At 36.2% G+C, this 11,594-nt stretch carries 12 protein-coding genes; all 12 read left to right on the top strand.

Annotated elements, in window-relative coordinates:
* Positions 1 to 66 precede the first annotated feature (66 nt).
* The 12 genes from rimP (at position 67) to AM499_RS09220 (ending at position 11,593) form a co-directional block, all read left to right on the top strand.
* Complete coding sequence (rimP, locus tag AM499_RS09275; RefSeq protein ID WP_053589944.1) at positions 67 to 546, top strand: ribosome maturation factor RimP; 480 nt, start codon at positions 67 to 69, stop codon at positions 544 to 546.
* Positions 547 to 568: 22 nt separating this feature from the next.
* Positions 569 to 1,699 (top strand): transcription termination factor NusA, encoded by a 1,131-nt coding sequence (gene nusA / locus AM499_RS09270; protein ID WP_053589943.1) that lies wholly within the window; start codon positions 569 to 571, stop codon positions 1,697 to 1,699.
* Positions 1,700 to 1,718: 19 nt separating this feature from the next.
* Positions 1,719 to 1,997: an RNase P modulator RnpM gene (gene rnpM / locus AM499_RS09265; RefSeq protein ID WP_053589942.1), complete on the top strand. Its 279-nt coding sequence runs from the start codon at positions 1,719 to 1,721 to the stop codon at positions 1,995 to 1,997.
* Complete coding sequence (locus AM499_RS09260) at positions 1,994 to 2,314, top strand: YlxQ family RNA-binding protein (RefSeq protein ID WP_053589941.1); 321 nt, start codon at positions 1,994 to 1,996, stop codon at positions 2,312 to 2,314. Before rnpM ends, AM499_RS09260 begins: the two co-directional genes overlap by 4 nt.
* A gap of 4 nt (positions 2,315 to 2,318) precedes the next feature.
* The gene (infB, locus tag AM499_RS09255; RefSeq protein ID WP_053589940.1) at positions 2,319 to 4,682 is read left to right on the top strand and encodes a translation initiation factor IF-2; all 2,364 of its coding nucleotides are present in this window, start codon (positions 2,319 to 2,321) and stop codon (positions 4,680 to 4,682) included.
* Positions 4,682 to 4,960, top strand: coding sequence for a DUF503 domain-containing protein (locus tag AM499_RS09250; RefSeq protein ID WP_053589939.1), 279 nt, complete (start codon positions 4,682 to 4,684; stop codon positions 4,958 to 4,960). The genes infB and AM499_RS09250 overlap by 1 nt, the downstream gene beginning before the upstream one ends.
* A gap of 23 nt (positions 4,961 to 4,983) precedes the next feature.
* Positions 4,984 to 5,334, top strand: a complete 351-nt coding sequence (rbfA, locus tag AM499_RS09245) for a 30S ribosome-binding factor RbfA (RefSeq protein ID WP_053589938.1) — start codon at positions 4,984 to 4,986, stop codon at positions 5,332 to 5,334.
* A gap of 73 nt (positions 5,335 to 5,407) precedes the next feature.
* Positions 5,408 to 6,328, top strand: a complete 921-nt coding sequence (truB, locus tag AM499_RS09240; protein ID WP_053589937.1) for a tRNA pseudouridine(55) synthase TruB — start codon at positions 5,408 to 5,410, stop codon at positions 6,326 to 6,328.
* A 1-nt stretch (position 6,329) separates the two neighbouring features.
* Positions 6,330 to 7,280: a riboflavin biosynthesis protein RibF gene (ribF, locus tag AM499_RS09235; RefSeq protein ID WP_053589936.1), complete on the top strand. Its 951-nt coding sequence runs from the start codon at positions 6,330 to 6,332 to the stop codon at positions 7,278 to 7,280.
* A gap of 131 nt (positions 7,281 to 7,411) precedes the next feature.
* Positions 7,412 to 7,681 (top strand): 30S ribosomal protein S15, encoded by a 270-nt coding sequence (gene rpsO, locus AM499_RS09230; RefSeq protein WP_053589935.1) that lies wholly within the window; start codon positions 7,412 to 7,414, stop codon positions 7,679 to 7,681.
* 341 nt (positions 7,682 to 8,022) lie between these two features.
* Entirely contained in the window at positions 8,023 to 10,140 is a 2,118-nt protein-coding gene (pnp, locus tag AM499_RS09225) for a polyribonucleotide nucleotidyltransferase (RefSeq protein WP_053589934.1), read from the top strand.
* 226 nt (positions 10,141 to 10,366) lie between these two features.
* The gene (locus tag AM499_RS09220; protein WP_053589933.1) at positions 10,367 to 11,593 is read left to right on the top strand and encodes a M16 family metallopeptidase; all 1,227 of its coding nucleotides are present in this window, start codon (positions 10,367 to 10,369) and stop codon (positions 11,591 to 11,593) included.
* Position 11,594 lies beyond the last annotated feature (1 nt).

Genomic DNA, 11,594 nt, shown 5'->3' with positions numbered 1-11,594 from the left:
GAAAGAGTGGGATTTCCCGCTCTTTTCTGTTGTTATATAGAAAATATTGTTATATAGGAGGTATGTATGAGTAATATAACAAGTAAAATTGAAGAGCTTGTAACCCCGATTTTACAGGAGTTGAACTTAGAGCTTGTAGATATTGAATATGTCAAAGAAGGTCGCGATTGGTTTTTACGAGTATATATTGATACACCAGCTGGTGGAATTGATATCGAGCAATGTGCTCAAGTTAGTGAAAAGCTTAGTGAAAAATTGGATGTCGTGGATCCAATTAAAGAAAACTACTTTTTAGAAGTCTCATCACCAGGTGCAGAACGTCCATTGAAAAAAGATGCAGATTTTCTAAAAGCTGTCGGAAAATATGTTTATATTAAAACGTATGAGCCTGTAAAAGGTGCAAAAGAATTTGAAGGGACATTACTTTCTTATTCAGATGATGAAGGTGCTTTAATTGAAGTGCGTGTGAAAACTAGAAGAGTTAAAATTCAAATTGATAAAGAGAAAATTGCGCTTGCTCGTTTAGCAATCGATTTCTCTGCATAATGTATATTGAGGAGTGATAGCTATGAGTAGTGATTTATTAGATGCGCTAACTGCGCTCGAACAACAAAAAGGAATTTCCAGAGATGTATTAATAGAAGCAATTGAAGCTGCATTAGTGACAGCTTATAAAAGAAATTTCAATCAAGCGCAAAATGTTCGTGTAGACATAAATTTAGCAACAGGTACTATGCTTGTGTATTCAAGAAAAGATGTAGTAGAAGAAGTAGAAGATGATCGTTTACAAATTTCTCTAGATGATGCAAGAGCTATTAACCCACACTATATAGTGGGGGATGTAGTAGAGGAAGAAGTAACACCTCGTAATTTTGGACGTATCGCAGCACAAACAGCTAAACAAGTTGTAACACAAAGAGTTCGTGAAGCGGAACGTGGTCTCATCTATGAAGAATATGTGGATCGTGAAGATGATATTGTCAATGGTATCGTTGAACGCTTAGATGCACGCAATATCTATGTTGGCTTGGGTAAAGTGGAAGCTGTATTACCAGTGAATGAGCAAATTCAAACTGAAACGTATCGTCCACATGATCGTATTAAAGTTTATATTACAAAAGTAGAGCGCACAACTCGCGGTCCACAAGTATTTGTATCTAGAACGCATCCAGGTTTACTTCGTCGTTTATTTGAAATGGAAGTACCTGAGATATTTGAAGGAATTGTAGAAATTAAATCGATTGCTCGTGAAGCAGGAGATCGTTCTAAAATTTCTGTATTTGCTCACAATGATGAAATTGATCCAGTTGGTTCATGTGTTGGTGCAAAGGGTGCGCGTGTACAAACAATAGTGAACGAGTTAAGCGGAGAAAAGATTGATATTGTAGAATGGTCAGAAGATCCAGTTGTTTTTGTTGCAAATGCACTTAGTCCATCAAAAGTGTTAGATGTACAAGTAAATGAGGAAGAAAAATCTACAACTGTTGTTGTACCTGATTATCAACTTTCTCTTGCTATTGGTAAAAGAGGGCAAAATGCACGTCTAGCTGCAAAACTAACTGGTTGGAAAATTGATATTAAAAGTGAAACGGACGCAAGAGAATTAGGTATTTATCCGAATGAGAATTCTCCTGAGGTTATTTTAGAAACCCTAGACGATGAAATGGATGACTTTGACTTCTATAAAGACGAAGAGTAAGCAAGGATGGTGAGTTTGGATGGCAGTTCAAAAGAAAATTCCATTGCGCAAATGTGTTGCTACAGGAGAAATGTATCCTAAAAAAGAGATGATTCGCATCGTCCGATCAAAAGAAGGAGAAGTTTCTGTCGATCCGACTGGTAAAAAGTCAGGAAGAGGCGCATACGTTTCAAAAACGATTGAAGCGGTAAATCAAGCTAAAAAGAAAAACTCCTTAGGTAATCATTTAGAAGCACCTATACCAAATGAAATTTATGATGAGTTAATCGTCATAATTGAAAGAGAAAAATTAAAATGACAGTAGAGCAACAAATAACACAATTATTAGGACTTGCAACAAGAGCGAGAAAAACTATTTCTGGAGAAGAATTAGTAGTAAAAGAAATAAGAAGCAAAAAAGCGAAGCTAGTCTTACTGGCTTCAGATGCTTCTCAAAATACTGCAAAAAAAATTAATGATAAATGTGCATCTTTTAACGTTGAGCTGCATGTCTTTGGAGACCGGCACGATCTCGGACATGCGACGGGAAAAGAGGCCAGAGTGGCAATAGCCATTATGGATGACGGTTTCGCCAAAAAACTGTCCGGCCTTCTCAACGAATATAACCGGGGGTGAGCTAATGACTAAAATCAGAGTTCATGAGTACGCGAAACAAATAGAAAAATCTAGTAAAGAAGTTATCGAGCAATTAGGAAAGCTTAATATACAAGTAGCTAACCATATGTCAATGCTTGAAGGAGACGCTGTAAAAAAATTAGATAGTGTTTACAAAAAATCAACAGAAACTACTAAAAACACTGCTCAATCAACACCACAGACTTCTACAAAATCACAACAAGTAGGACAAAACAATCGTCCATCAAATCAAGGACAATCAAGACCATCAAATGAAGGACAATCAAAACCAACAGGGCAAGGTCAATCAAAGCCTTCAAACCAAGGTTCTAGACCTTCGAATCAAGGTCAAGCAAGACCATCAAATCAAGGTCAATCAAGACCATCAAACCAAGGGCAAGCTAGACCTTCTAACCAAGGACAATCTTCCCAAGGAAATACTTCCCAAGGATCAAACAATTATTCGAAAGATAAAAAACCTTTCAATAATAATCGTCCAGGAGGGCAAAACAGACCAGGTGGACAAAATCGACCAGGTCAAAAATTTCAAAAGAGAAGAAAAGGACCTACTACTCCTGTTCAACCACCAGTACCAAGAAAAGAAAGAGAACTCCCTGAAAAAATTACATTCACTGAGTCATTAACAGTAACAGAGCTAGCGAAAAAATTAGGTCGTGAACCATCTGAAATTATTAAAAAACTGTTTTTACTTGGAGTAATGGCAACAATTAACCAGGAACTTGACAAGGATGCTATTGAATTAATATGTGCAGACTATGGTGTAGAAGTGGAAGAAGAAATCAAAATCGATATCACTGATTTAGAAGTGCATTTCGAATCAACAGAAGATGATGAAGCTAATCTGAAGGAACGTCCTCCAGTAGTTACAATCATGGGACACGTTGATCACGGTAAAACAACTTTACTTGATTCCATTCGTCATACAAAGGTTACTGCTGGTGAAGCAGGTGGAATTACTCAACATATTGGAGCATATCAAATCGTTGATAATGGCAAAAAGATCACGTTCCTTGATACCCCTGGACATGCAGCCTTTACAACAATGCGTGCTCGTGGTGCTAAAGTGACTGATATTACCATTCTTGTAGTTGCTGCTGATGATGGTGTAATGCCTCAAACAGTCGAAGCGATTAATCATGCAAAAGCAGCCGAAGTACCAATTATTGTTGCTGTAAACAAAATGGATAAACCATCAGCTAATCCTGACCGTGTAATGCAAGAGTTAACTGAGCATGGATTAGTACCAGAAGCATGGGGTGGAGAAACAATTTTCGTACCAATTTCTGCTTTAAAAGGGGAAGGTATCGACAACCTTCTTGAAATGGTATTACTTGTTTCAGAAGTAGCAGAATTAAAAGCAAATCCAAAACGCCTAGCACTTGGTACAGTTATCGAAGCACAGCTAGATAAAGGTAGAGGTTCAGTTGCAACATTATTAGTTCAAGATGGAACTTTACGAATAGGTGACCCAATTGTAGTAGGTCATGCATATGGGCGTGTTCGTGCTATGGTTAATGATTTAGGACGTCGTGTAAAAGAAGCTGGCCCATCAACGCCAGTGGAAATCACTGGATTAAATGAAGTACCACAAGCAGGGGATAGATTCGTCGTATTTGAAGATGAAAAAACTGCTCGTCAAGTAGGGGAAACTCGTGCATCACAAGCTCAAGTTAACCAACGTTCTGAAAAAACCCGTGTAACATTAGATAATTTGTTTGATCAAATGAAACAAGGGGAAATGAAAGAATTAAACATTATTGTTAAAGCAGACGTTCAAGGTACTGTAGAGGCAATGGCTGCTTCCTTGATGAAAATTGAAGTAGCAGGTGTAAATGTTCGAATCATTCACACTGGGGCAGGAGCGATTACTGAGTCGGATGTAACATTAGCAGCTGCTTCTAATGCTATCGTTATTGGGTTTAATGTTCGTCCTGATGTGAATGCAAAACGAGCAGCAGACCAAGAAGGCGTAGATATTCGTTTACACCGAGTTATTTATAAAGTAATTGAAGAGATTGAGTCTGCTATGAAAGGACTTTTAGATCCTGAATTCCAAGAAAAAATTATTGGTCAAGCAGAAGTACGTGAAACGTTCAAGGTTTCTAAAGTAGGAACAATTGCAGGGTCTTACGTAACGGAAGGTAAAATTTCAAGAGATAGCGGTGTTCGTATTATCCGTGATTCTATCGTTATCTTTGAGGGTGAATTAGATACGTTAAAACGTTTCAAAGACGATGCAAAAGAAGTTGCAAAAGGCTATGAATGTGGTATAACGATTAAAAACTTTAATGATATTAAAGAAAACGACATTATTGAAGCATTTATCATGGAAGAGATTAAACGATAATGATTGTATATGCAGAGTGTGAATACATCATTTCTACTGCACATTCCTTAAAAGAAAAAAGAGCTGTTCTTCAACGAATGCTCACAAGAACAAAACAAAAATTTAATGTTTCTATTGGAGAGTTGGATCATCAGGATGTATGGCAGAGAACATGTATTGGTATAGTGACTGTTGCCTCAGATAAAGTAGCAGCAGAGCGTGAACTAATGCATGCCATCCGCTATCTTGATTCTAACCCTGAGTGGGAACGTATTGAATTAAGAAAAGAATATTTATAATCAGAATATGAGGTGTAGCGATCATGTCTATGCGCGCAAACCGAGTTGCTGAACAAATGAAAAAAGAGTTAGGCGAAATTATTGTCCGAAAACTTAAAGATCCTCGTATCGGTTTTGTTACTGTAACGGATGTAGAAGTTACGGGAGATCTTCAACAAGCGACAATTTATTTAACTGTTCTTGGCGGAGAAACAAAACGTGATGATACTTTAAAAGCTTTAGAAAAAGCAAAAGGATTTATTCGCTCCGAAATTGGACATAGAATAAGACTTCGAATTACGCCAGAGCTACTATTTAAATTTGATGAATCTGCAGCTTATGGAAATCGTATTGATGATTTATTACGAGAAATTAACAAATCATCAGAAGAATAAAAAACAAGAGAAGTCTGCTTACTATAACAAGCAGACTTTTTTGTTGTAAATTATTGTTATAAGAGGTGAAAAGATGTATGAAGGTATACTTCCGTTATGGAAGGAAAAGGGGATGACTTCCCATGATTGTGTATTTAAACTGCGAAAAATATTAAAAATGAAAAGAATTGGACACACAGGTACGCTTGATCCAAGTGTCGAAGGTGTATTACCAATTTGTCTAGGTCAGGCTACTAAAGTTTCTGAATATATTATGGAGCAAGGAAAAACTTATATTGCTACAGTCAGTATTGGAGCTTCTACTACAACTGAGGATGCCGATGGTGAAATTGTTCACCACGATCAAACCAATAAACATTTTACTCGTGAACAAATTTTACACGTTCTGGATCAATTGACAGGTGAAATTGTTCAAACCCCACCCATGTATTCAGCAGTAAAAGTAAATGGAAAAAAGTTATATGAGTATGCAAGAGAAGGAAAAGAAGTCGAACGTCCAAGTAGAAAAGTTTCCATTTACCAATTAAATCTATTAGATGAAACAAAGGATTTCAACGGTAAAAATGTTTCCTTTTCAATAGAAATAGGTTGCAGTAAAGGTACGTATATTAGGACGCTTGCGGTGCAAATTGGTGAGCTATTAGGGTACCCTGCACATATGTCTTCTTTAGTTCGGACTGCTTCAGGGAGCTTTACAAAAGAGCAATGTCTAACATTATCAGAGGTAGAAATTGCTAAGGATGACGAGAGATTAGATGATTTTATGTTTCCGATAAAATATGCTTTGCAAAGTTGGCCAAGTATTGAGATTACAGCAGAAGTAGAAAAAAGTATAGAAAATGGACAGGTGATTAAAGCACATTCACTCCTTGAAAAAGATGAAAAAATTGTATATACGCAAAATTCGGTACCTAGAGCAGTTTATGTAAAGCATCCAACAAAAAATGGTATGATGAAACCGGAGAAAATGTTTTCAACGGAAAAAGGAGATTAATATGGAAGTACATCACTTATCTTACCCAAATCATTTATTTGAGAATTTAAACAAGGATAGCTTCTCTTTAGCTATAGGTTTTTTTGATGGAGTACATAGAGGGCATCAAGCAGTTATTCAAGAAGCATACAAAAAGGCTAAAGAGCTTCATATCAAAACTGCTGTGATGACCTTCGATCCTCATCCATCTTTAGTACTTGGTAAAAGTAAAGAACAAGTATTTTATATTACTCCATTGGAGCAGAAAATAGAAATTCTAAAAAAACTAGACGTAGATACTTTATTTGTTGTTCGTTTTACTTCCGATTTTGCTAAGTTAACCCCAGCTGAATTTATTGAAGCTTTTATCAAAAAAGCAAATGTAAAGCATGTGACAGCTGGTTTTGATTTTACATTTGGAGCTTATGGTAAAGGGACTATGAAAGAAATGGATTTACTTGCTGAAGGAAAGTATTCTGTCTCAGTTGTCGATAAACAAGAAATGAATGAAGAGAAAATCAGTTCTACTCGAATTAGAGCTAATCTTAAAGCGGGTAACGTAGGAGAAGTTAAAGAACTTTTAGGTCGTCCTTTTACACTTTCGGGGGTAGTTATTCACGGAGATAAAAGAGGAAGAACGATTAATTTCCCAACTGCAAATGTACAACCAATAGAAGGCCAATATACGCCTGCAACGGGTGTCTACGCTGTGAAAATTAGAGTACAGGAAAATTGGTTTGAAGGTGTATGCAATGTTGGTTATAAACCAACTTTTAACAATCCAGATGATAAAAAACTTTCGATTGAAGTACATATTATAGATTTCGATAAGTCTATTTATGGAGAAGAAGTCGATGTACATTGGTACAAGAGAATACGTTCAGAAAAGAAATTTAATGGCATAGAGGAATTAAAAGAACAGATTGCCAAAGATAAATTAGTTGCTATTAATTTTTTTAAAGAAAACGTATAAGTTGATTCTCATTCATTCCTATGGTATATTTTAAAAGTACAAAACTGTACTTAACCATTCCTTGGCTTTTTCGATTCTCCAACGATTGCTCAGGAACTGGGGATACTATGAAATTTTAGGAGGAAAATAACATGGCAATTACACAAGAACGCAAAAATGAACTTATCGCTGAGTTCAGAACTCACGAAAGTGACACTGGATCTGCTGATATTCAAATCGCAATTCTTACAGAAGAAATCAATTCTTTAAACGAACATTTGCGTACACATAAGAAAGATCATCATTCACGTCGTGGTCTTTTCAAAATGGTTGGACGTCGCCGTAACTTGTTAAAATACTTACGTGAAAACGAAGTACAACGTTACCGCGAGTTAATCGCTAAACTTGGTTTACGTCGATAATTATAACATGGAAGAAAGCGGGATTATTTTCCCCTTTTAGATTGTGACAAAAGTTTGTTGAAGTTTTTACTTCAGACTGGCTTGAAAACGCTTGTCAGTCTAGGCGCGCCAGCATGAGGCGGAAGCGAATTGAACTAATGGTTCATGAGCTTACAACGATATGCAAGGAACGAAGAATGAAAGCGTTTGTCATCAGTCTGAAAGCGGGATTCGTCCCGCTTTTTCTTTTGCATAAAATACTTCGCATAGTTTCGATATTTTTGATACACTACTTATGATACATATACTTTTATATGCCCTGTATAAGGAGTTTTTTTTAAGTTGAGAGGAGTTCTGATTAAATGAGTGAAAAGAAAGTGTTTACGTACGAATGGGCTGGCCGTACATTGCAAGTGGAAATAGGACAACTTGCAAAACAAGCAAACGGTGCAGTTTTAGTAAGATATGGTGATACAAGCGTATTATCAGTAGCAACTGCTTCAAAGAATCCTAAGAATCTGGATTTCTTCCCATTGACAGTTAATTATGAAGAAAAATTATATGCTGTTGGTAAGATTCCTGGTGGATTTATTAAACGTGAAGGACGCCCTTCTGAAAGAGCAATTTTAACTAGTCGTTTAATTGACCGTCCAATTCGTCCTTTATTTCCAGATGGATTTCGTAATGAAGTTCAAGTAATTTCAATGGTTATGTCTGTCGATCAAAACTGCTCATCAGAGATGGCGGCAATGCTCGGTTCCTCTTTAGCACTTAGCGTATCGGATATTCCATTCGATGGACCAATAGCTGGAGTTCAAGTAGGTTTAATTGGTGATGAATTTTTCATTAATCCAACTGTTGAACAAATGGAAAAAAGTATATTAGATTTAACTGTCGCAGGAACAAAAGATGCGATAAACATGGTAGAAGCAGGAGCGAAAGAAGTTTCTGAAGAAGTTGTGTTAGAAGCAATTATGTTTGGTCACAGTGAAATAATAAAACTAATCGAATTCCAAGAAAAAGTTGTTGCAGAGATAGGTAAAGAGAAAAAAGAAATTCCTCTTTTTGAATTGGATAAAGAACTTTTTGTAGAAGTAAAAGAAATTTGTGAAGCAAAACTTGTACAAGCAATACAAGTGCAAGAAAAACACGCTCGTGAAGATGCTATTACAGAAGTAAAAAATGAAGTATTAGATCAATATACAGAAAAAGAAGCATCGGAAGAAACTTTAAAACAAGTTCGCGAAATTTTAGATGCGATGGTTAAAGAAGAAGTTCGTCGCTTAATAACAGAAGATAAAATTCGTCCAGATGGTCGTGGAGTAGCTGAAATTCGTCCTCTATCTTCTGAAGTAGGAATTTTACCTAGAACACATGGTTCAGGATTGTTCACTCGTGGACAAACACAAGCTTTGAGTATTTGTACTTTAGGACCGCTTGGCGATGTACAAATTATCGATGGACTTGGTTTAGAGGAATCAAAACGTTTCATGCATCATTATAATTTCCCGCAATTTAGTGTTGGTGAAACTGGACCGATTCGTGCTCCAGGTCGTCGTGAAATTGGACATGGCGCTTTAGGCGAACGAGCTCTAGAAGCAGTGATTCCAGATGAAAATGATTTCCCATATACACTTCGATTAGTGGCAGAAGTATTAGAATCAAATGGTTCTACATCTCAAGCAAGTATTTGTGCTTCTACACTTGCAATGATGGATGCTGGGGTACCTCTTAAAGCACCAGTTGCAGGTATTGCGATGGGTCTTGTCAAAAAAGGCGAGAACTATACAATTTTAACGGATATTCAAGGTATGGAAGATCATCTTGGAGATATGGACTTTAAAGTAGCAGGAACATCTAAAGGTATTACTGCGCTTCAAATGGATATCAAAATTGAGGGTCTATCTAGAACCATTTTAGAAGAAGCTCTTGAACAAGCTAAAATTGGACGTATGCAGATTTTAGAAAGCATGCTTTCTACTATTAGTGAACCTCGTGAAAAGCTTTCTAAATATGCACCTAAAATTTCTGTTATTAAAATTAACCCTGATAAAATCCGTGATGTAATTGGACCAGGTGGTAAACAAATTAATAAAATCATTGATGAAACTGGGGTAAAAATTGATACAGAGCAAGATGGTACAATTTATATTGCTTCAGCAGACGAAGATATGATTGCTCGTGCAAGAGAAATTATAGAGAATATTGTTCGAGTTGCACAAGTTGGTGAATACTATTTAGGTAAAGTGAAACGTATTGAAAAATTCGGTGCTTTCCTAGAAATATTCAGCGGAAAAGATGGATTACTTCATATTTCGGAAATTCAAGAAGAACGTACGAAGAATGTGGAAGATGTCTTAAAAATTGGCGATGAGCTTTTAGTAAAAGTTATAGAAATCGACAACCAAGGCCGTGTAAATCTCTCTAGAAAAGTAGTAATAAAAGAAGAAAAAGAACGAGCAGAACAAAAAGAACAGTAATGAAGTAAGAAAGGTTTCCAATAATCAGCAGTAAGTAAATGGATATCCACAGGAGGCAGTTCTTCAGTCACTGTGGGAATTCCATTAGATCTCGAGCAGACTTGGAGGCTTGACAGATAATAAGTAGAAGAGTATAAAACGTTCCAACACAAAAGGTTGACCGTAGTTAAGTTTCTACGGCAACCTTTTTGAATGTTTGAATAATATAAATAGGGGTGTTGTTAATTTGATTAATAAAATTACTTGTGAAAATGGACTTCGTATTGTTTCTGAACATATTCCACATGTACGCTCTGTTGCTGTTGGGATATGGGTACAGGCAGGTTCGAGAAATGAACTGCCAGAAGAAAACGGGCTAACTCACTTTATTGAACATATGCTATTTAAAGGTACATCTTCAAGATCTGCAAAACAAATTGCAGAAGAATTTGATCGAATCGGCGGTAACATAAATGCATTTACATCTAAAGAAAATACTTGCTACTATGCAAAGGTATTGAATCACCATGCGACGCATGCAGTAGAAATACTTGCCGATATGTTTTTTAATTCTACTTTTGACTCAAATGAAATCGATAAAGAAAGACAGGTAGTTCTGGAAGAAATAAATATGGTGGAAGATACACCTGATGATATTGTTCATGAATATTTATGGAGAGCTATGTACGAAGACAATCCTTTAGGTTCACCAATATTAGGGACAGAAGAGACTTTAAACAGCTTTACAAAAGAATCTATTTTATCCTATATGAAAAAACATTATATACCTGAAAATATTGTCGTTTCCGTAGCAGGTGACATACAAGAGGGATTATTAGAATATATTGAGTCTCTATTTGGACATTTTAAGGGTGAAAACTCACAAGTTGCAACGCTAGAAATACCAAAGCTCAAAGCTACTTATACAGAAAATTCCAAAGAAACGGAGCAAGCACATATTTGTTTAGCTTATCCTGCTTTAAGTGTAAAAGCGGACAATATTTATAGTCTCGTTGTATTGAATAATATTTTGGGAGGAAGTATGTCCTCTAGACTTTTCCAGGATATCCGAGAGGATAAAGGGCTTGCTTATTCAATCTACTCTTACCATTCTGCATATGAAGATACTGGTGTTCTTGCAATATATGGTGGAACCTCTAGTAATCAATTAACGGAATTAAAGAATTGTATTTTCGATACAATTCAAACAATCGTAAAGAATGGAATGACGGAGACTGAGGTTACAAATTCAAAAGAGCAATTAAAAGGAAACTTACTACTTGGTTTAGAAAGTACAAATTCACGAATGAGTAGGAATGGAAAAAATGAGCTCCTTTTTGGAAAACATCGTTCCTTAGATGAAGTGAGTGAAACAATTGATGAAGTAACACTGGATTCGGTCCAAGAGCTTGCAAAAGAAATATTTGCCCATGAGCCGGCTATTTCTATAATAATGCCTAAAAAAGTCGATTAGA

It is taken from the genome of Bacillus sp. FJAT-22090, assembly GCF_001278755.1.
Classification (GTDB): Bacteria; Bacillota; Bacilli; order Bacillales_A; family Planococcaceae; genus Psychrobacillus.
Note: the sequence above shows the minus strand (reverse complement) of the source record. Positions and strands in the feature narration are given on the sequence as shown.